The organism is Pseudomonas sp. NFXW11 (assembly GCF_049887815.1).
Lineage (GTDB): Bacteria > Pseudomonadota > Gammaproteobacteria > Pseudomonadales > Pseudomonadaceae > Aquipseudomonas.
The window spans coordinates 114,826-135,734 of the sequence record NZ_JAGEKI010000005.1; the positions used below are offsets into that span (position 1 = coordinate 114,826).

The window sequence follows — 20,909 nt, forward strand, 5'->3', positions numbered from 1 at the left end:
TCCCGCAGAGCGGGCAAACCTGGCGTCCCCTAGGGGACTCGAACCCCTGTTACCGCCGTGAAAGGGCGGTGTCCTAGGCCACTAGACGAAGGGGACACAAACCTTCTACATCTGACCAGTGCTGAGTACTGGTCGCTTCAAGGCCGGTGTGGCCAGGCCTTGAAGATGAATTGGTGGAGCTAGACGGGATCGAACCGTCGACCTCTTGCATGCCATGCAAGCGCTCTCCCAGCTGAGCTATAGCCCCAGATTTTTCGCCTCGCGGCGCAGCGACATCTTGCAACATCGCTTGTGTAAAACTGGCGTCCCCTAGGGGACTCGAACCCCTGTTACCGCCGTGAAAGGGCGGTGTCCTAGGCCACTAGACGAAGGGGACGCAAACCCTTCTATACAACTGACCAGTGCTGAGTACTGATCGATTCAAGGCCGGTGTGGCCAGACCTTGAACTGCAAATTTGGTGGAGCTAGACGGGATCGAACCGTCGACCTCTTGCATGCCATGCAAGCGCTCTCCCAGCTGAGCTATAGCCCCTCGTCGGTGAGGACGGGGCGAATCTTAAGGAAGGTTCTGAAGGCTGTCAATTTTTTTTCCGCATTTTGGAAAAAAATTTGCCGGGATAACAATCACTTACCGCCCCACCCCGGAAAACCGTGGCTTTGCGCCCTTCCCGGCCCGTGTCGAACCTCGCAAAAAGCTCGCTGCGGGCCGTGAACAAGCGCCTCGGCCAGAGAAAAAACACCCAGTGCCGAAGCTCAAGCCTAGTCGAAAAGCTCAAGCTGACGGCGCTAGAAATACCAAACCGCCTGTTAGGCGATGGCACCCAGGAGTTTCTCCCACTCCTTGTTCTCTTTCTTCGACACACCGCCCAGCAGGTCGATGGCCTGGCGCAGACGGAAACGGGTCAGGTCCGGACCGAGGATCTCCATGGCATCGAGCACCGATACCGAACTGGCCTGGCCAGTGATGGCGGCGAACATCAGCGGCATGGCGTCACGCAGCTTCAGCTCCAGGGACTCGACCACCGCCTGGATGGTCGCGGTGATGCTGTCCTTCTCCCACTGGCGCAGGCTCTCGAGCTTCCACAGGATCAATTGCATCAGCTGACGCACCTGATCAGCGGACAGCTTCTTCGACTCGAACAACTTGGCATCCGGGTTCACCCCGCCGGCGAAGAAGAAGCCGGCCAGCGGCGCGATCTGGCTGAAGGTCTCGACCCGGCCTTGCACGTGCGGCGCGATCCGCATCAGGTACTCGGGGTTCAGCGCCCAGGTCTGCACTCGGCTGGCGAACTCTGCCACCGGCAGGTCCCGCAGCCACTGGCCGTTGAGCCAGGAAAGCTTCTCGATATCGAAGATCGGCCCGCCCAGGGAGACCCGCGACAGGTCGAAGTTATCGACCATTTCCTGCAGCGAGAACTTCTCGCGCTCGTCCGGCATCGACCAGCCCATGCGCCCCAGGTAGTTGAGCATGGCTTCCGGCATAAAGCCCATACGCTCGTAGAAGGTCACCGAGGTGGGGTTCTTGCGCTTGGACAGTTTGCTCTTGTCGGGGTTGCGCAGCAGCGGCATGTAGCACAGCTGCGGCTGCTCCCAGCCGAAGTACTCGTACAGCAGGATCAGCTTCGGCGCCGATGGCAGCCACTCTTCGCCGCGCAGCACATGGGTGATACCCATCAGGTGGTCATCCACCACGTTGGCCAGGAAGTAGGTCGGCAGGCCGTCGGTCTTCATCAGCACCTGCATGTCCATGCGGTCCCACGGAATCTCGACATCGCCACGCAGCATGTCCGGCACCACGCAGACGCCCTCGGTGGGCACCTTCATGCGGATCACGTGGGGCTCGCCGGCCGCCAGGCGCTGGGCCACTTCTTCCTTGGACAGCAGCAAGGCGCGACCGTCGTAGCGTGGAGTTTCGCCGCGCGCCATCTGCTCGGCGCGCATCTGGTCCAGTTCCTCGGCAGTGCAGAAGCACGGGAAGGCATGGCCCAGGTCGACCAGTTGCTGGGCGTATTTCTGGTAGATGTCGCCACGCTCGCTCTGGCGATACGGGCCATGAGGGCCGCCGACATCCGGGCCTTCGCTCCAGTTGATGCCCAGCCAGCGCAGGGCATCGAAGATCTGCTGCTCGGATTCGCGCGTGGAACGCAGTTGGTCGGTGTCCTCGATACGCAGGATGAACTCACCGCCATGCTGCTTGGCGAAGCAGTAGTTGAACAAAGCGATATAAGCGGTACCTACGTGGGGGTCCCCGGTAGGCGATGGCGCGATGCGCGTGCGGACGGTGGTCATGGCATGTCTCGAAAAATAAAAAAGCGAAGAACAAACAGGGGGCGAATGGTAGCAGGCGACACTGGCCCGGCTCCAGTCAGCAGGGCATTTAAGCCAAGGTTGCGACTCCAGGCCGCTGTCGGCCCCATGAATGGCCAATAATCAACAAGCGGCATTTACCCTCCGCTGGCTATATGCCAGATTCGCCCACTGATAAATTTCCTTACACTTTTTCGACTACAGCCTGCCCATGCCTGCCCAACTCAAGCGTCGCCTGTTCATCTTCCTGTCCCTGGTCCTGCTGGTGGCCCTCGGTTTCCTGGCCCATTGGTGGTTCCACGGACGCTTCTACGAGACCACCGACAACGCTTATGTCCAGGGCGAAATCACCCGGGTCTCCAGCCAGTTGAGTGCGCGCATCGAAGAGGTGCTGGTGCAGGACAACCAGCACGTGGAACAGGGCCAGTTGCTGGTGCGCCTGGAGGGCGCCGACTTCCAGCTGGCGGTGGAACGGGCCCAGGCCGCCCTGGCCACTCGCGAGGCCGAGCGCCTGCAAGCCCAGAGCAAGCTGACCCAGCAAGCCAGCCTGATTGCTGCCGGCCAGGCCCAGGTGGCGTCGAGCCAGGCCAGCCTCGGCCGCACGCAGATCGACCTGTCCCGAGCCCAGACCCTGCGCAAGCCCGGCTATGTCTCCGAGGAGCGGGTCACCACCCTCTCCGCCGACAACCATATCGCCCGCTCCCAGGTGGCCAAGGCCGAAGCCGACCTGCAGGGCCAGCGCCAGCAGGTCAATGCCCTGAGCGCCGAGATCAAGCGCCTGGATGCGCAAATCGCCAATGCCCGGGCCGACCTGGCCCAGGCCCAGCTGAACCTGACCCGCAGCGAAATCCATGCCCCCATCAGCGGCATCATCGGCCAGCGCGCCGCACGCAACGGCCAGGTGGTGCAGGCCGGCGCCTACCTGCTGTCGATAGTTCCGGACCAGGACATCTGGGTCCAGGCCAACTTCAAGGAAACCCAGATCGGCCATATGCAACCCGGGCAAAAGGCCGAACTGACCTTCGATGCCTACGGCGACACGCCGATCCAGGCCCGGGTCGACAGCCTGTTCGCCGCCTCGGGCGCTCAGTTCAGCCTGCTGCCGCCGGATAACGCCACCGGCAACTTCACCAAGGTGGTACAGCGGATTCCGGTCAAACTGACCTTCGCCGCCGATAACCCCTTACAGGGCAAGATCCGCCCGGGCATGTCGGTCACTGTCAAAGTCAATGTCAAAGACCCTGTCGATGGCCGGTGATCAACTGCTGCGTCCAGCGGGCGAACCCACTCGACGCGACTGGATCGCAGTGATGAGCGCCATGCTCGGCGCCTTTATGGCGGTGCTCGACATCCAGATCACCAACTCCTCGCTGAAGGATATCCAGGGCGCGCTGTCCGCCACCCTGGAGGAAGGCTCGTGGATCTCCACCTCCTACCTGGTGGCGGAAATCATCATGATCCCCCTCACCGCCTGGCTGGTGCAGTTGCTCTCCGCACGGCGGCTGGCGGTCTGGGTATCGGCGGGCTTCCTGGTTGCCTCGCTGCTCTGCTCCATGGCCTGGAGCCTGGAGAGCATGATCCTGTTCCGCGCCCTGCAAGGCTTTACCGGCGGCGCGCTGATTCCCCTGGCCTTCACCCTGACCCTGATCAAGCTCCCCGAACATCACCGGGCCAAGGGCATGGCGATGTTCGCCATGACCGCCACCTTCGCCCCCTCCATCGGCCCGACCCTGGGCGGCTGGCTGACGGAAAACTGGGGCTGGGAATACATCTTCTATATCAACGTGCCGCCAGGCCTGCTGATGATCGCCGGCCTGCTCTACGGCCTGGAGAAGAAAGAGGCCCACTGGGAGCTGCTGAAAAGCACCGACTACCTGGGCATCTTCACCCTGGGCCTGGGCCTGGGCTGCCTGCAGGTGTTCCTCGAGGAAGGCCATCGCAAGGACTGGCTGGAATCGAGCCTGATCGTCACCCTGGGCAGCATTGCCCTGGTCAGCCTGATCAGTTTTGTCATCGTGCAGTTCTCCCGCCCCAACCCGTTGATCAACCTGGGCATCCTGGGCAATCGCAACTTCGGCCTGGCGAGCATCTCCAGCCTGGGCATGGGGGTCGGGCTCTACGGTTCGATCTACCTGCTGCCGCTGTACCTGGCGCAGATCCAGAACTACAACGCCCTGCAGATCGGCGAGGTGATCATGTGGATGGGGGTGCCACAGCTGTTCCTGATTCCCCTGGTGCCGCGGCTGATGCGCTATGTCTCGCCGAAATGGCTGTGCACCCTGGGCTTCGGCCTGTTCGGCCTGGCGAGTTTCTCTTCGGGGGTGCTCAACCCGGATTTCGCCGGACCGCAGTTCAACCAGATCCAGATCATCCGCGCCCTCGGCCAGCCGCTGATCATGGTCACCATCTCGCTGATTGCCACGGCTTATATACAGCCTCAGGACGCGGGCTCGGCCTCCAGCCTGTTCAACATCCTGCGCAACCTCGGCGGCGCCATTGGCATCGCCCTGCTGGCGACCCTGCTGGACGCCCGCACCAAGACCTATTTCGACTACCTGCGCGAAGCCCTGGTGCCGAGCAACCCCCAGGTGGCGGAGCGCCTGGCCCTGCTTGCCGAGAAATTCGGCAGCGACAGCGCGGCCCTGGGCAAGCTCAGCGAGCTGACCCACCAGCAGGCGCAGATCATGGCCTACAACGACGCCTTCCATTTTGTCGGCATCGCCCTGGGCATCAGCATGCTGGCGATTCTTCTGACCAAGGCGCTGCCCAAGGGCCTCAAGGCCGGCGAAGCCCACTGAGCCGAAACCCGCTTGATGCAGGCGTGTTGTAGGAGCTGGCTTGCCAGCGAAGAGGCCCCCAACCCTTGCACAGGATTTGCGTGCCTCTTCGCCGGCAAGCCGGCTCCTACGCTATGGCGGTGAATCAGACGTTCAGCAGGCGCTCGCGCAGCTTGCCGATTTCGTCGCGGGTCTGCGCCGCGGCCTCGAACTCCAGGTCGCGGGCCAGCTGGTACATCTTCTCTTCGAGCTGGCGGATGCGCTTGGTGATCTCGCTGGGCGAGCGCAGTTCGTTTTCGTAGCGCGCGCTTTCCTCGGCGGCCTTGGCCATGCCCTTGCGCTTCTTGCTGCGCGAACCCGGCACGCTGGCGCCTTCCATGATGTCGGCGACGTCCTTGACCACGCCCTTGGGGGTGATGCCATTGGCCAGGTTGAAGGCGATCTGCTTGTCGCGCCGGCGCTCGGTCTCGCCAATCGCCCGCTCCATCGAGCCGGTGATGCGGTCGGCATAGAGAATCGCCCGGCCATTGAGGTTACGCGCCGCCCGGCCGATGGTCTGGATCAGCGAGCGCTCGGAACGCAGGAAACCTTCCTTGTCGGCATCGAGAATTGCCACCAGGGACACTTCCGGCATGTCCAGGCCCTCGCGCAGCAGGTTGATCCCCACCAGCACATCGAAGGTGCCCAGGCGCAGGTCGCGGATGATTTCCACCCGCTCCACGGTGTCGATGTCCGAGTGCAGGTAGCGCACCCGCACGCCGTGGTCGGCGAGGTAATCGGTAAGGTCCTCGGCCATGCGCTTGGTCAGGGTGGTCACCAGCACCCGCTCCTCCACGGCCACACGCTTGGTGATTTCCGAGAGCAGGTCGTCGACCTGGGTCAGGGCCGGACGCACTTCCACCTGCGGGTCCACCAGACCGGTGGGCCGCACCACTTGCTCCACCACGCGCCCGGCATGCTCGGCTTCATAGTTGCCCGGCGTGGCGGAAACGAAGATGGTTTGCGGGCTGACCCCTTCCCACTCGTCGAAACGCATGGGCCGGTTATCCAGCGCCGATGGCAGGCGGAAGCCGTACTCCACCAGGGTTTCCTTGCGCGAACGGTCGCCTTTGTACATGGCGCCGACCTGGGGCACGCTGACGTGGGACTCGTCGATCACCAGCAAGGCGTCCGCCGGCAGGTAGTCGTACAAGGTGGGCGGTGCTGCACCGGCAGGACGCCCCGAGAGGTAGCGCGAGTAGTTCTCGATGCCGTTGCAGTAGCCCAGTTCGAGGATCATCTCCAGGTCGAAACGGGTGCGCTGCTCCAGGCGCTGGGCCTCCACCAGCTTGTTGTTGGAACGCAGGTATTCCAGGCGCTCCTGCAACTCGACCTTGATCCCTTCGATGGCGTCCAGCAGGGTTTCCCGCGGGGTCACATAGTGGCTCTTGGGGTAGAAGGTGAAGCGCGGCAGTTTGCGGATCACCTCGCCGGTCAGCGGATCGAAGGCGCTGATGCTTTCCACCTCGTCATCGAACAGCTCGATGCGGATCGCTTCCAGGTCGGATTCCGCGGGGTAGATGTCGATCACATCGCCGCGCACACGGAAGGTGGCACGGGCGAAATCCATGTCGTTGCGGGTGTATTGCAAGTCCGCCAGGCGGCGCAGCAGGGCGCGCTGGTCGAGCTTGTCGCCGCGGTCCACGTGCAGGACCATCTTCAGGTAGGTTTCCGGGCTGCCCAGGCCATAGATGCACGACACCGTGGTGACGATGATCGCGTCCTTGCGCTCCAGCAGGGCCTTGGTCGCGGACAGGCGCATCTGCTCGATATGATCGTTGATCGAAGCGTCCTTCTCGATAAAGGTGTCCGAGGACGGCACATAGGCTTCGGGCTGGTAGTAGTCGTAGTAGGAAACGAAGTACTCCACCGCATTGTTCGGGAAAAAGGCCTTGAACTCGCCATACAGTTGCGCCGCCAGGGTCTTGTTCGGCGCCAGCACCAGGGTCGGACGCTGCACCTGGGCGATTACATTGGCAATGCTGAAGGTCTTGCCCGAACCGGTCACACCGAGCAGGGTCTGGTGCGCCAGGCCAGCCTCGATGCCCTCGACCATCAGGCGGATGGCCTCCGGCTGGTCGCCGGCTGGCTGGAAGCGAGTGACGAGCTGGAATTCGGACATAACCTACCTCTGGGATCATGGGTGCGCGGCAAGGGTGAACAGGAACACGGAAGACCGCATAAGGCCCATGTCGCCGAGGAAAAGAGCGCAATGTTGCTGATGTGGAGCCAAATACCACAGCTTTCAAGGTAACGGTCCTACATCCGCTAACAGACTGAATGTTGCAATAAGACTAACGGTCGAAAAATAAAGCGAAAAACTTGGCGCAAAAGGTCAATAGCCTGTCGCCCCCCGCGATGATGGCCTCTATACTAGCTCCCCGTTTGTGCACCGCTCTAGTGCATTCGGCTGGAGCGCGACACGTCCCTCCACACTCCATTCAGAGCCGCCGTAAAAATGAGCCTGTTCTCCGCTGTCGAAATGGCACCACGCGATCCAATCCTGGGCCTCAACGAAGCATTCAACGCCGACACCCGCACCAATAAGGTCAACCTTGGGGTGGGCGTGTACTGCAACGAGGAGGGACGCATTCCACTGCTGCGCGCCGTTGTCGAAGCCGAGACGATCCGCGCCGCTCAACACGCCTCCCGTGGCTACTTGCCGATCGACGGTATCGCCGCCTATGACCAGGCCGTGCAGAAGCTGCTGTTCGGCAACGACTCGCCGCTGCTGGCCGCTGGCCGTGTCGTCACCACCCAGGCCGTTGGCGGTACTGGCGCCCTGAAGATCGGTGCCGACTTCCTCAAGCAACTGCTGCCCAATGCCGTTGTGGCCATCAGTGATCCAAGCTGGGAAAACCACCGCGCACTGTTCGAAACCGCCGGTTTCAACGTACAGAACTACCGCTACTACGACGCCGCCACCCACGACGTGAACCGCGCCGGTCTGCTGGAAGACCTCAACGCCCTGCCGGCCCAGTCGATCGTGGTGCTGCACGCCTGCTGCCACAACCCCACCGGCGTCGACCTGAGCCCGCAAGACTGGAAAAACGTCCTGGAAGTGGTCAAGGCGAAAAACCTGGTGCCGTTCCTCGACATGGCCTATCAGGGCTTTGGCGATGGCATCGACGAAGACGCCGCTGCCGTGCGCCTGTTCGCCGAATCGGGCCTGACTTTCTTCGTCTCCAGCTCGTTCTCCAAGTCGTTCTCGCTGTACGGCGAGCGCGTGGGCGCCCTGTCCATCGTCAGCAGCTCCAAGGAAGAAAGCGCTCGGGTGCTGTCCCAGGTCAAGCGCGTGATCCGCACCAACTACTCCAACCCGCCGACCCATGGCGCGACCATCGTTGCCGCGGTGTTGAACAGCCCGGAACTGCGCGCCCAGTGGGAGCAGGAACTGGCCGAGATGCGCCTGCGGATTCGCGGCATGCGCACCCAGATGGTCGACCTGTTGGCCAAGGGTGCTCCAGAGCACGATTTCAGCTTTGTCGGTCGTCAGTGCGGCATGTTCTCCTACTCCGGCCTCACCGTTGAGCAAGTCACTCGCCTGCGCAACGAGTTCGGTATCTACGCCCTGGACACCGGCCGCATCTGCGTGGCCGCGCTGAACCAGAACAATATCGACGTGGTGACCAAGGCCATCCTGCAGGTGATCTAACCTGCAGTAGCTGCCTGAACCAAGAGGGGAAGCCAAGCGGCTTCCCTTTTTTATGCGCCGCTGCCCAGCGCTGCTTGCGCCCTCTAGACTGTGAACCTGTTCCCCCTGCTGATCGAGAAGCCCATGAACAACGATGACCTGCGGGCCGACCGCGACGAACTGGAGCATTACCCACGCTCGCGCAAACGCGAAAAGAGCCTGGTGCTGCAAATTGCCCTCGGCGTCTTCCTTGGTGGACTGGCCCTGTGGCTGGTGCAACTGGCCGCCACCGCACTGGCGGCAAAACTCATGCTCGGCACCCTGACCTTCGGTGGCTGAAGGCCGCTGCAGGCAACTCCGGATAAATCGGTTTTTTTAGCCAGGGGCGCTTGACTTCCCTTTTTGAATCAGTAAGATACGGCGCATTCCGCGATAGCTCAGTTGGTAGAGCAAGTGACTGTTAATCACTGGGTCCCTGGTTCGAGTCCAGGTCGTGGAGCCATCTTCCTACACTGATCTGCCCCGCTTCATACAAGAGCGCCCTGCTCTTGCGGCACATCAGATCAAGCAGCAACCCCCATTCCCGATACCCGATCCGCAAGCCAGCCAGGCATGCGGACAAAGCTCAGCCCCCTGAAAATCACTTCAGATCCGTCTTGTTGCCTTGGCCCAGAGCCCTGGCGTAGGCTGTGCGCCTCTTTGTCCAACCAGTCAGATCAAGATGTTTCTGCCAGCACCGTCACCGTGCCTTTCCCCTTCCTTGAGCCCTGCGGCTGCCCAGGCGGTTGCCCAGCATGACTGTGCGATCAATCGCCGACGCCGCAGCGTCCTGTTTGCCTTCACCTTCTCCCCGCCCCGCGTCTCTCGCTGAACACAAAGCCCCCGGGCCGTGCCCTGCTGTAGCCCCGCGAAGACACCCTGAACACCACTCGATGGTGTCTTTTTCGGCTCCGGCACCTATGGCATGGGCCCGGCATTGGCCTGCACCTACGCCTGCGCCCCTGTGCAGCGGGCGCACCACCTTTTTTGCCGCCTGATCTTCAGGCGCGAGTCGCGATCATGAATAAAGCCCTGTTAGCCGCCCTGATCCTGGGCATTTCCATTGTCGGCCTGAGCATCGGCTCCACCGTGCCGATCCTTGCCCTGCGCCTGTACCAGGCGGGCGCATCCAACAACCTGATCGGCGTGATGTCGGCATTGCCAGCCGCCGGCATGATGCTCTCGGCGTTCCTGGTCAACGCCCTGTGCCAGCGCCTGAGCCGACGGCAGATCTACCTGCTGTGCTTTTGCCTCTGCGCCCTGAGCGTGGCCGCCCTGGAGCTGCCCGGCGCCAGCCTCTACAGCCTGGCCCTGGCGCGGGTGGTGATGGGCCTGGGCGCGGGGCTGATCATCATTCTCGGGGAAACCTGGGTCAATGAAATGGCCGAGGATGCCACCCGCGGGCGGCTGGTAGCGGTCTACACCACCTGTTTCACCTTCTTCCAACTGCTGGGCCCCGGCCTGGTTTCGCTGCTGGGCACCGAGGGGCCGGCAGTCCTGGCCATCGTCAGCCTTGGCTACGCGGTGGCGATCGCCACTATCTGGCTGTGCCTGCCCCGGGAAGAGGCACCCAGCCCTCACGCCGAAAGCCGCAACTTCTCGGTGCTGGGCTTTATCCGCGTCGCTCCGGCGCTGTGCGTAGGCATCCTGTTCTTCGCCTTTTTCGACACCGTGGTGCTGTCGCTGTTTCCGGTGTATGCCGCCAGTCATGGCTACAGCATCAAGCTTGCGGCCTTGATGGTGACCATCATTCTGCTGGGCGACACCGCCTTCCAGTTTCCCCTGGGCTGGCTCTCGGACAAGCTCGGACGCCCCGGTATCTACCTGGGCTGCGGCATCATCGCCCTGTCGATCGGCCTCTGCCTGCCAGTGCTGATGGGCAGCCCCGCGCTGCTCTGGCCGAGCCTGGTGATCCTCGGCGCGGCAGCCGGTGGCATCTACACCCTGGCGATAGTGCTGATCGGCCAATCCTTCAGCGGCGCCGACCTGGTGACGGCCAACGCCAGCGCGGGCCTGCTCTGGGGCATCGGCAGCCTGCTGGGACCATTGCTCAGCGGCGCGGCCATGAGCAGTGGTAGCTACGGCCTGCCGCTGACCCTCTCGGCAGCGGCGGCCATGGTGGTGCTGTTCGCCTTGTCCCTGGTGCGCCAGGGCCAGCTCAGCAAGGCCGCGCAATAGCCCCCGAACACCCTCAAGGCACGGCCCGGAACGATTCCCAGGCCGCGCCTTTGTGATTACCATCGCGCCATTGCCCCTTATGGATAATTTCCGATGGACCGCCTACGCCTGCTGCCGCTGTGCGCCCTGCTGCCTCTGTTCTTCCAGCCTGCCCTGGCCGCGCCAGCGGTGGATTGCGCCGCCCTCAATGACAAGGCCTCCCAGGAGGCCGGTGCCTATCGCCCGCCCCTGGAGGCCAAAGTCATAGGTGAAGGACGCCTGCATTTTCACAGCGCGCCGAATGCCGCCTGCCTCAACAAGCAGCTGTTCGTGGTTCCCAGCGATGGCCTGACGCTCTACGCCTCCACTGAGGACGGCTGGGCCCAGGTCATGTACATCGCCAAGGACGGTGAGGACTACAGCGGCTGGGTCGAGGAAAAGCGCCTGCAACAAGGTGAACACTATGGCGGCGCGCAATTGCCGACGGAGATCACCGCCTTTATCCAGCGTCATGAGGAGTGCGAGCACTTTGCCGGTGAGGAAGCCTACGACGAAGAGCGCCGGGCTGAACTAGAAAAGGCCGTCAACGAGACCTGTGTCGGTCATGACCAGCAACTGGCCGCCTTGCGCGAACAGTACAAGGACCACCCCGAAGCGCTAAAGGCCCTGACGGCGTTGGACAACCTGGAGTAACCCGCCCATAAAAACCGGCGCCCTTGAGGCGCCGGTTTTCATGGGCAGGACAGCATCGAATTCAATGGGTGGTTTCGGTGCTGACACGGGCATGGCTGGGGGCTGCGCCATCACCCCGTGAACCGACCTGGCCCCCGGCTTCAGGTACCAGAGGCACTTCATTGCCATCGGCATCGTGCAGCTTGCCACCGCTGAAGTAGTCGCCTTCACGCAGCACGGCGATGTCCTGGAAACGCAGGCTGCGTTCGGTACCAGCGACAAACACCGACTGCTGGTCGGAGTTGCCGGCGGTGAAATGGTTGAACGCCAGGTTCAGCACAATGGCCATGATCGCCGAGGAGCTGATACCCGAATGGAAGATGGTCGCGAACCAGCTGGGGAAGTGATCGTAGAAGCTCGGCGCGGCAATCGGGATCATGCCGAAACCAATGGAGGTGGCGACGATGATCAGGTTCATGTTGTTGCGGTAGTCGACCTTGGACAGGGTGCGGATGCCACTGGCCGCCACGGTACCGAACAGCACGATCCCGGCACCGCCCAGCACCGAGGTCGGCACCGCGGCAATCACCCGCCCCATAAAGGGCAGCAGGCCGAGTATCACCAGGAACAGCCCGCCGGTGGCCACCACGAAGCGGCTCTTGATTCCGGTCACCGCCACCAGCCCGACGTTCTGGGCAAAGGCGCTTTGGGTGAAGGAGCCAAAGATCGGCGCCAGCATGCTCGACAGCATGTCGGCGCGCAGGCCGTCTCCCAGGCGCTTGGAGTCGACCTTGGTGTGGATGATTTCACCCACCGCGAGGATGTCCGCCGAGGTTTCCACCAGGGTCACCATGACCACGATGCACATCGACAGGATGGCCGCGATATGGAAGGTCGGCATGCCGAAATGAAACGGCGTGGGCAGGCCGAACATCGGCCCCTGGGCCACCCCGGAGAAGTCCGCCATGCCGAGGAACAGCGCGATCACCGTACCGATGATCATCGCCAGGAGAATCGACAGCCGGGAAATCGCCGCGCTGCCAATCTTGCTCAGCAACAGCACCAGCGCCAGGGTGATGGCCGCCAGGCCGATGTTCGACATGCTGCCGAAATCCGCCGCGCGGCTGTTGCCGCCCATGGCCCAACGCGCCGCTACTGGCATCAGCGTCAGGCCGATGGTGGTAATGACGATGCCGGTGACCAAGGGGGGGAAGAATTTGGTAATCCGGGAGAACACCGGAGTGATCAGCAGGCCGATCAGCGAGGCCGCGATCACCGCCCCGAGAATCGACTGGAAGCCGCCTTCGCCGGAACTGGTGACGATCGCCACCATGGTCGATACGCCCGCAAAGGACACCCCCTGCACCAGTGGCAGCTTGCAGCCGAAGAAGGGCACGCCGAGGGTTTGCAGCAAGGTTGCCAGCCCCCCTGCGAACAACGAGGCGGCGATCAGCAGGCCGATCTCCGAAGGCGACAGACCGGCGGCCTGGCCGACGATCAGTGGCACGGCAACGATGCCGCCGTACATGGTCAGTACGTGCTGCAGGCCGTAAGCCATGTTCGCGGCTACACCCAAATTCTCGTCTTCGGGCCGCTGCTGTGAAACCTGAGGCGTATTCATAGTGTGGGGTTCCCTGTTGTTGTTATGGGGCACACTGTATGCAAGATCAAAGACAACTGTCCATAGAATTGTATACAGTTTATCCGCCATCTATCCGGCGTATTCCTCCCACCCGCACAGCACGAAACTCCGCGGAAAAACGCTCGAATAGCCCACTCATCCCAGGTAGAAACACGCGATAGAAACCTTGTCGAAAACCTCCCTCGCCCCCTCACGGGCTTGCATGCCCGAACGCTCACCTGGAAACAATCCCCGAAAAAAAGCCGATTCAGCGAATGAATCGGCCCTTGCCGCATATATGCCGAGGCTCAATGGCCCGGCACACGAATCCTGTACACATTCGGCGCCACCCGCACCCACTGGTCGCTCACCAGCGGATAGACCCGGGTGCGTGTCGACAGGCGCAACAACTGCGAGTTGATGGTGGACAGGGTCTTCACGTTGCCGTCACGCTGGTAGCTCAGCATGTTGTCGCGCAGATTGACGATGGTGTTCCAGGTGTCCTTGTTGTTGACGATGTATTGGGCATTGGTTTCGAACCCTTCGCCCGGGTCGTCATCACGGCCGTTGGGCCCAAGGAACAGGTTCCAGGGCATCCAGGTGTAGAACTCATGGAAGGTATCCCAGCCCAGGGGCCGCGGTGGAACGCCAGCATTGGCCCGGACCACCCCCCGACCGATTTCCTCCAGCAAGGTCTTGCCCTGGTCGTAGCCGGCCGCCACCGGCGGCGTGACATTGACCCCATTGTCCTGCCCGTAGCTGAGGAAGCGCCCGCCGAAGCCATCCCAGAAGCCCTTGAGGGACGTCAGGTGGCCATTACCCACCACCGCCGTGTAGAAATCCCGCAGCTGGTTATAGGGAATGATGTGGTGCCGGCTCACCGCCACCGTGTAGGCCGGACCCACGCCCGAACTCTTGAGGTCGGCGCTGTAGTTGGGGGAAGGTGGATAGGGCGAGTTGGCCCGAGCGGCCATGCTCAGGTTGTAGCTACCGGGGGGATTGGGCGCCGCGAAACTGCTGACGGCGCTCAGGCCGAGCACCGCCAGCAGCACGCCGCAAAGCCCCTGGCGCAAGCGCCGCCAAGGGCTCGCACAGCTGTCGGCACGGTTTGATCGATAGGTCTTGTGCATGATTCTCTCCATAGAAAATGACCGGATTGCCGACGGATTCTATGGAGCGCTGCAACACCGGCTTAAGCAGGAAAGCCTTCCGTGCCCTGGCGCCGTTCTTCAGGACTGCAGCAATTGCTCCAGTACCTGGCGCAACTCGGGATGCGGTGGCAGGCGCAGGGCGAACGTATTCTTCAGCAAGTGCATCAGCTCGTCGGCATCGGCGATCTCACGGCGCTCACTGAGCTGGCCCATGCGGTGCAAGGCGTAGCTGCCATTGTTCAGGGTATGGCGCAGGCCAAGGCCAATGCGCGCCACTTTCAACTGGCCGAGAAAGGGCGAATCCGGGTGGGTCGAGACGTACCAGTTGCCCATGTCGTAATCCACATCACCCTGCACTTGCAGATCGAACACATACATCGCCCGCCATTCCTCAGCGACCTTGGCCCGCAGGGTGTAGCTGTCGCCGCGCCGGGTAATGCGGTAAGGCTCGTGCGGCGTGACCTGCTCCTCCTCGGTGTCCAGCAGCAGCGGCGCCGTGGGCACCATGCCGCCGAAGCCGACATCCACCGTGTAGCGCTGGCCACCCAGCTGAACCAGGGTCAGGCGGTGGCTGCGGGCGGTATGCGCATCCTCCGGGCCGCCCATCACCACCCGCCCGGTAATGCCGCGCACCTCGTAGCCCAGGTGCTGCAGCAGCGCCATAAAGCTCTGGTTGAGTTCGTAGCAGTAGCCGCCGCGCCCTTCATGCAGGATCTTGCGCTCCACCGATGGTAGGTCGATGGGCACCGGCAGGCGCAACAAGGTGGAAAGGCTCTCGAAGGCGAACTCGCAGACATGCCGCAATTGCAGCTCGCGCAGGGTTTCCAGGGTCGCGGCGGGCGTGCTGTGGAAACCCAGGCGACGCAGGTAGAGGTCGAAGTTCATCAGGTGCGGCTGGCTCATGCACAAATCCTTGAAATGAGTGTCGCGCAGGGCCGCTGCAGTCCGCATGCCGATCCATTCGAGCAACGCCAGGCCCTGACTTGTCGGCGCTATGTATAAGCCAGAACCGTCCGTTTGCGACAATCAATTCGGCTGATATTTTTTATCCGATTGGCCCTGGATTGGCCCTTGCCAAGCAGCACCGGCACCCTGTAATGGCGCCACAGCCCATACCCTTGGAGCGTCTCATACATGCAGCCACTGGAAGGCCCGCGCATCATCCTGCGCCTGGGCGCACAGCAGGAAGGTATAGTGCGCCACGAACGCATCATGCCCCATGGCCGCAAGCGCAACGCCGTGCGTTTCAGCATCATCGACGATGAGTGGCCCGCCGTGCGCCAGCGCCTGCTGCAACGGCTCGATCAAGCTGAATTGAATTGAACTGAACACCCCCTCGACAAGGATCCCGTCATGCTTGCCCCCCTGTCCTTTCGCCAGGCCGGTCTCGACGATGCGCTGTGCATCAGCGGCCTGGCCACCCAGGTATTTCTCGATACCTACGCCAACCACGGCATGCGCCCAGACCTCGCTGAAGAGGCCCTGAACGTCTACGCCCCCAAGGAATTTCGTCAACGCTTGGCCGAGCCCGACAGGGTCCTGCTGCTGGCCGAGCAGAACGGTCATCTGCAAGGGTTTGCGGAAATCCGCCCAAGCTCCGAGGCACCTCTGGCGCAACTGGTCCAGGGCTATGAACTGGTGCGTCTGTATGTGCAGCGTCACGCCCAGCGCCAAGGCATAGGCCAGGCGCTGCTGGAGCATGCCGAACACCTGACCCGGGACCGCGGGGCTTCCTGCCTGTGGCTCAGCGCTTGGGCGGAGAATCACTCCGCCCTGGCCTTCTACCAGACCCAGGGATACGCCGTCGTCGGCAACAGAACCTACGAGTTCGGCGGCAATGCCTATGCCAATCAGCTTCTGAGCAAGGCCTGCTAGGGCTCAGCGGTCGGAGCGTTGCAGCAGGTGCTCGGCGCTGTCCAGCGTCGCCACCCGGTTGCGACCGCTGGCCTTGGCCTGATACAGCGCCGTGTCGGCCTGCTGGATAAACACCTCGATGCTGTCGTGACCACTGGGCACGAATGAGTAACAGCCCAGGCTGATGGTCACGCAGCCTTCCGGCGAGCCGGAATGACTGATAGTGCGCTGCATGACGCTGTGGCGGATCTGCTCGGCCATGGCCAACGCACCGTGAATATCGGTGTCGGGCAGCAACACCGCAAACTCCTCGCCGCCGTAGCGCACCACCAGGTCCGACTTGCGCTGGCAGCAGGCCGTGAGCGCCTGCGCCACTTGCGCCAGGCAGTGATCGCCCGCCACATGGCCGTAGGTGTCGTTGTAGCGCTTGAAGTAATCGATATCGGCCATGATCAGGCCCAGTGGGTTGCCCTGCCGCGCACCGCGCGCAAACTCGACCTCCAGGGAACGCTCGAACAGGCGCCGATTGGCCAGGCCGGTCAGGGCGTCATGGGTGGCGATCACTTCCAGGGTTTCCTGAGCCTTGCGCAGGTCCGCCTCGATCCGCTCGTTGTTGCGCGCCTGATGCACGAACACCCAGCCGAACAAGCCCACCCCCAGCAGCACCAGGGCGACGATGGCGGTGGATTGATAGGCCGCGGCATACCAGCCCTTGAGAATCGAATCCCTGGAGTTCGCCGCCGCCACCACCAGCGGGTAGGCCTGCAACTGGCGGTAGCCGTACAGGCGCGTCACGCCATCCACCACCGAGGTGATCATGGCGTTGCCGGCATTGGCCTCGGGCAGGTACTTGCTGAAGATCTCGCCACGGGCCAGCGAAGCGCCTACCTGGCGCTCCTCGAATGGCCGGCGCGCCAGCAGGGTGCCATCGGACATGGCCAGGAACATCGAGCCTTGCTCATCGATATTGAAACTTTTGAAGAACTGATCGAAGTAGGCCAGCTTGATGCCCGCCATCAGCACTCCCTGGAAATTCCCCTCCTCATCATTGATTCGCCGGGAAATGGGGATGATCCATTCGTCATTGGCGCGACTGCGGATCGCCGGGCTGATATGCACCAGCAACGAAGCATTCTGCTGATGGAAGCGGAAGTAATCGCGGTCGGCGACATCCTTGCCGTGGGGCGCCTCATTGAAGGAACTGACCACCCACTGGCCATGCTTGTCGTAGAGGAATACCCCGCTGAGTTGGTTCAGTGCCTGCACCCGCCGGGCAAAAGTCTGCTGCAGGCGCTGGCGCTGCCGGGGTCCATCGCCCAGGGCCTGAATCCACTCCGAGAGGCTCATGAGCACCAGGTCGGCCTCCATGAAGGTGTCCTCGGCCTGCTGGGCGATGGCCCGGGTCAGGTTGGTGGAGTTGGCCTCGGCCTGCATCAGGTCGTGACGCCAGGACTGCTCCAGCTGCAGATACAGCAGGCCGCACAGGCACAGGAACACCATGCCGACGAAGGCGATTGCGGCCTTGAGCAAGGGCAAGCGCTTCAGCGGGCCACCCGGGCCGTGATGAGGATCGTAGATAGGGACAGGCAAAAGGGTCGTCCTGAGGGGAGAGACCTGCTGACAGGGCCTCCCTTGTTGTTTTCGCGACTGGCTGATCGGCCAGCACCCTGCACAGCATCGGCACCAGGGCGTTCGAACGCGGAGCGCAAACCGCTGCCACGGCGAACGACCCTGTCCCACTCAAGGGTTATCGGCCGCAGCGGGCAGAGGCTAAAGAGCGGATCGTCGGTTGGAGCAGTATTCGATCATGATCCGCGACAACGCCGCCACTATTACCGGTTCCGCCTCGGCTGCGCTGAAGAGACGAAACTGCACCTCGGGCAACTCCGGCAGGCCATGTTCCGCCCCCAAGGCCTCAAGCCCTGGCCCCAACTGGCTGAGCGCCATGGGCGCCACGGCAAAACCCGCGAGCACCGCGGCCCGCAGTGCCCGACTGCTGCTGCACAGCATGGCCGTGCGTTGGCGGATACCGGCCTTGGCCAAGCGGCTCAGGGCTGCTGCGCGATAGGGACAGGGCTCGGCAAACAGAGCCAGCGGCAGCGGCTCGGCCAGAGGAGCTGCCGGCTGCGGCAAACCGGCCCACACCAGCGGCTCGGACCAGAGCAGGCGTCCCGCCCCTGCCGACTCGCACATAGACCCCACCACCAGTTGCAGGCTGCCCTGGTCCAGCATCTGCAACAGGGTGCCGGGAATATTCACTTGTACTTCCAGCTGCAGGCCCGGGTACTGCCCGGCAAATTCCTGCAAGGCTCGCAGCAGGCGCGGTTCGGCGAAGTCCTCGGACAGGCCGATCGCCACCCGCCCCTGGTAGGGCTGGCGGGTCAGGTCGCTCCAGGCATCGCGGTGCAACGCCAGGATCGTCCGGGCATGGTCCAGCAAGCGCTCGCCTTCACCCGTCAATTGTTGCGAGCGGGTGGTGCGCAGCAGCAGCGGCTTGCCAACCTGCTGCTCCAGACGCCGCAGGTGGCCACTGACCGCCGACTGGGTCAGGTGCAGCTTGAGGGCGGCGCGGCTGAACCCCTGCTCTTCCACCACAGTGACAAAGGTGCGCAGCAACAGAGCATCGAACATATTTCAAATCACGATCAATTATGTGTTTATTCACAATTTATATTCAGAAACAAGCTATGTTGCAATGCCGGTCATCCCTGTCCCACACGAGACTTGCCCATGACCCGCCTCCTGCATATCCAATGCTCGCCCCGCCGGCAGCGCTCCGCTTCCCTGGAACTCGCCCAGCGCTTCATCCAGCACTATCAGCATCAGCTAGCAGAGACCCAGGTCGAGACCCTGGACCTGTGGAGCCTGGAACTGCCGGAACTGGAACAGTCAGCGATGGACGCCAAATACGCCCTGCTGAGCGGAGCGACGCTGACCGCAGCGCAACAGGCAACCTGGGATCGGCTCCAGGCCCTGGCCGCGCCGCTGCATAGGGCCGACCTGCTGGTGCTTTCCGTGCCCCTGTGGAACTTCGGCATTCCCTACAAGCTCAAGCACTTCATCGATCTGGTGTCGCACCAGGGAATTCTCTTCAGCTTCGACCCCGAACACGGGCTGCAAGGCCTGTTGCGCAAAAAGACAGCAGTAATGGCCTATGCCAGGGGCCTGGATTTTTCCGCCCAATCGGACACCCCGGCATCACGCTTCGACTTCCAGAAACCCTATATCGAGGCCTGGCTGAATTTCATCGGCATCAGCGACCAGCATTCCCTGCTGGTGGAAAAGACCATCCTGGGCAGCGATATCGACCAGGCTTCGCGGCAGGCAGCGGCGCAGCAGGCGCAGGCATTGGCCGAACGCTTGGCTGGCCGCTAGAGCAGAGGCCCGCCGCACGCTGAACGGTCGATCTCCCCTGCTTGCGCCACCCACTCTTGCAGGGAGATCGACTCAACACCTCGGGCGACCAGGCATTTTCTGTGTCGTGCAAATTGGCTGTAGCAAAGGTAGGATCCGCCCCCCAACACAGTACCCAGCCCATAACATCGCGCAGACGGCAGTGGACTTGATCGATGCCGATCAACCGCTGGCACCTGAATGCCCTGCTCAGCGCTGGAGTCACCAGCGTCAAACAAGGACGGCAAATGAACACCCTGCTGCTTCTCGGACTCATTCTCACGGGCATGACCGCTTACACGGCCAGCAAACGGGGACGCTCAGGCCCGAGATGGCTGGCCATCGGGTTGTTCTTCCCCGGTATCGCCCTGATTGCACTCTGGCTGATGCCGCGGCTGGCGAAAACCGGCATCGACGCCCTGGTGCATGAAGATCTGCGCCCCTGCCCCGCCTGCAACCAGGCCATCAACGCCGCAGCTAATCGCTGCAAGCACTGCGCGGCCACAGTGGAACCCATTGCCCTGAAGGATCGCTGCGGTTGGGTGGCACGCCTGAGCGCCTCCAGTGATGAAGAATTTGAACGATTGGCCGCCCAACTGGCCTTGATCGACATCCCCACCATCCTTGACCAGGCGCCCCATTTGTTCGTTGGCCCATTCGAAGAAAAGGCCGAGGCACAGAACATGCTCAAGTACCTGAAAGCCAGCCATGGCCTGGACGGACTGCTGACCTGGCGGTCGGTGCACAGAGCCAAGAACACCTGACCTGTGCGCCAGCCGGCGTATCGGACTCCGCTTGCAGGAGTCATCTATTTTCGGGCGTGGCCCTGCCTGTCTTGGTAAACTTGTTCACCGTCACTTGGTACAACGGCAACAGTGATGGGTACGTTGTACCAACACCCCTCGGAAACGCCGCCTTTATCCCTCAGAACACGCACTGAACACGTAGAGCGAAATGATTCAGAATTCAGCCTCAAACCCAGTAAATCCAAGCCCTACGCTGTCCCGGCGGTTTAGTGTTGCACCGATGATGGATTGGACCTAGTATCTCTTAAGCTATTATTTTTAAAGACTAAAAGAGCATACATAAAAATCTCGTACCACTTTTGTACCACCTCCATAAAATTTGCTTTTGAATTTCTCTTCCCGAGAGGGACCGATAGATGGCACTCTGCCGCACCGATTCAAGCGAACATTTATTACAGCTTTCTTCGACACAAGGATGAATAATGTCAGTGGGCACAGGTATTTTTCTATCAACACTGT

At 62.2% G+C, this 20,909-nt stretch carries 16 protein-coding genes, 5 tRNA genes and 1 pseudogene; 11 read left to right on the plus strand and 11 right to left on the minus strand.

All coding sequences use genetic code 11. From position 1 onward, the window contains the following. Nucleotides 1-20 precede the first annotated feature (20 nt). From J4P02_RS10020 to gltX, 5 genes are all read right to left on the minus strand, one after another. A tRNA-Glu gene (locus tag J4P02_RS10020) sits at nt 21-96 on the minus strand. Between the two features lie 75 nt (nt 97-171). Next, nucleotides 172-247, minus strand: a tRNA-Ala gene (locus tag J4P02_RS10025). A gap of 53 nt (nt 248-300) precedes the next feature. Continuing rightward, nucleotides 301-376 (minus strand) — tRNA-Glu (locus J4P02_RS10030). Nucleotides 377-456: 80 nt separating this feature from the next. Then, nucleotides 457-532, minus strand: a tRNA-Ala gene (locus J4P02_RS10035). Nucleotides 533-807: 275 nt separating this feature from the next. Next, on the minus strand, nt 808-2,289 hold the full coding sequence (gltX, locus tag J4P02_RS10040) for a glutamate--tRNA ligase (protein WP_426189635.1): 1,482 nt from the start codon (nt 2,287-2,289) through the stop codon (nt 808-810). A 229-nt stretch (nt 2,290-2,518) separates the two neighbouring features. Here gltX and J4P02_RS10045 point away from each other — a divergent pair, with 229 nt between their 5' ends. Both J4P02_RS10045 and J4P02_RS10050 read left to right on the plus strand, forming a co-directional pair. After that, nucleotides 2,519-3,565 carry an HlyD family secretion protein gene (locus tag J4P02_RS10045; RefSeq protein ID WP_426189637.1) on the plus strand — a complete coding sequence of 349 codons (1,047 nt, stop codon included), beginning with the start codon at nt 2,519-2,521 and terminating at the stop codon, nt 3,563-3,565. 49 nt (nt 3,566-3,614) lie between these two features. Beyond that, nucleotides 3,615-5,105, plus strand: a complete 1,491-nt coding sequence (locus J4P02_RS10050) for an MDR family MFS transporter (RefSeq protein ID WP_426189982.1) — start codon at nt 3,615-3,617, stop codon at nt 5,103-5,105. A 124-nt stretch (nt 5,106-5,229) separates the two neighbouring features. Here J4P02_RS10050 and uvrB read toward each other — a convergent pair whose 3' ends face one another. After that, nucleotides 5,230-7,245 (minus strand): excinuclease ABC subunit UvrB, encoded by a 2,016-nt coding sequence (uvrB, locus tag J4P02_RS10055; RefSeq protein WP_426189639.1) that lies wholly within the window; start codon nt 7,243-7,245, stop codon nt 5,230-5,232. 336 nt (nt 7,246-7,581) lie between these two features. Here uvrB and J4P02_RS10060 point away from each other — a divergent pair, with 336 nt between their 5' ends. The 5 genes from J4P02_RS10060 to J4P02_RS10080 all read left to right on the plus strand — a co-directional run bounded on the left by J4P02_RS10060 (nt 7,582) and on the right by J4P02_RS10080 (nt 11,646). Continuing rightward, complete coding sequence (locus J4P02_RS10060) at nt 7,582-8,778, plus strand: amino acid aminotransferase (protein WP_426189641.1); 1,197 nt, start codon at nt 7,582-7,584, stop codon at nt 8,776-8,778. Between the two features lie 123 nt (nt 8,779-8,901). After that, nucleotides 8,902-9,096, plus strand: a complete 195-nt coding sequence (locus J4P02_RS10065) for a hypothetical protein (RefSeq protein WP_426189643.1) — start codon at nt 8,902-8,904, stop codon at nt 9,094-9,096. A gap of 87 nt (nt 9,097-9,183) precedes the next feature. Next, nucleotides 9,184-9,259: transfer RNA gene (locus J4P02_RS10070), tRNA-Asn, on the plus strand. A 554-nt stretch (nt 9,260-9,813) separates the two neighbouring features. Further along, nucleotides 9,814-10,974 (plus strand): MFS transporter, encoded by a 1,161-nt coding sequence (locus J4P02_RS10075; protein WP_426189984.1) that lies wholly within the window; start codon nt 9,814-9,816, stop codon nt 10,972-10,974. A gap of 93 nt (nt 10,975-11,067) precedes the next feature. Further along, nucleotides 11,068-11,646 (plus strand): SH3 domain-containing protein, encoded by a 579-nt coding sequence (locus J4P02_RS10080; RefSeq protein WP_426189645.1) that lies wholly within the window; start codon nt 11,068-11,070, stop codon nt 11,644-11,646. A 61-nt stretch (nt 11,647-11,707) separates the two neighbouring features. Here the strand turns inward: J4P02_RS10080 and J4P02_RS10085 are convergent, their stop codons facing one another. From J4P02_RS10085 to J4P02_RS10095, 3 genes are all read right to left on the minus strand, one after another. Beyond that, nucleotides 11,708-13,246, minus strand: a complete 1,539-nt coding sequence (locus J4P02_RS10085; RefSeq protein WP_426189647.1) for a nucleobase:cation symporter-2 family protein — start codon at nt 13,244-13,246, stop codon at nt 11,708-11,710. A 308-nt stretch (nt 13,247-13,554) separates the two neighbouring features. Continuing rightward, entirely contained in the window at nt 13,555-14,376 is an 822-nt protein-coding gene (locus J4P02_RS10090; RefSeq protein ID WP_426189649.1) for a hypothetical protein, read from the minus strand. A 99-nt stretch (nt 14,377-14,475) separates the two neighbouring features. Next, nucleotides 14,476-15,300 carry an arylamine N-acetyltransferase family protein gene (locus J4P02_RS10095; protein ID WP_426189651.1) on the minus strand — a complete coding sequence of 275 codons (825 nt, stop codon included), beginning with the start codon at nt 15,298-15,300 and terminating at the stop codon, nt 14,476-14,478. 258 nt (nt 15,301-15,558) lie between these two features. Here J4P02_RS10095 and J4P02_RS10100 point away from each other — a divergent pair. Next, nucleotides 15,559-15,720, plus strand: a pseudogene (locus tag J4P02_RS10100) (GNAT family N-acetyltransferase); the annotation flags it as partial. A gap of 30 nt (nt 15,721-15,750) precedes the next feature. Then, a complete protein-coding gene (locus J4P02_RS10105; RefSeq protein ID WP_426189653.1) occupies nt 15,751-16,272 on the plus strand; it encodes a GNAT family N-acetyltransferase in 522 nt (173 codons plus the stop codon). Between the two features lie 3 nt (nt 16,273-16,275). Here the strand turns inward: J4P02_RS10105 and J4P02_RS10110 are convergent, their stop codons facing one another. Beyond that, complete coding sequence (locus J4P02_RS10110) at nt 16,276-17,841, minus strand: sensor domain-containing diguanylate cyclase (protein ID WP_426189655.1); 1,566 nt, start codon at nt 17,839-17,841, stop codon at nt 16,276-16,278. Nucleotides 17,842-18,021: 180 nt separating this feature from the next. Next, nucleotides 18,022-18,882, minus strand: coding sequence for a LysR substrate-binding domain-containing protein (locus J4P02_RS10115; protein ID WP_426189657.1), 861 nt, complete (start codon nt 18,880-18,882; stop codon nt 18,022-18,024). A gap of 99 nt (nt 18,883-18,981) precedes the next feature. On the opposite strand from J4P02_RS10115, the gene J4P02_RS10120 reads away from it, so the two are divergent. Next, nucleotides 18,982-19,626, plus strand: a complete 645-nt coding sequence (locus J4P02_RS10120; RefSeq protein WP_426189659.1) for an FMN-dependent NADH-azoreductase — start codon at nt 18,982-18,984, stop codon at nt 19,624-19,626. A 194-nt stretch (nt 19,627-19,820) separates the two neighbouring features. Continuing rightward, nucleotides 19,821-20,408, plus strand: a complete 588-nt coding sequence (locus J4P02_RS10125; RefSeq protein WP_426189661.1) for an SPOR domain-containing protein — start codon at nt 19,821-19,823, stop codon at nt 20,406-20,408. Nucleotides 20,409-20,909: the final 501 nt, after the last annotated feature.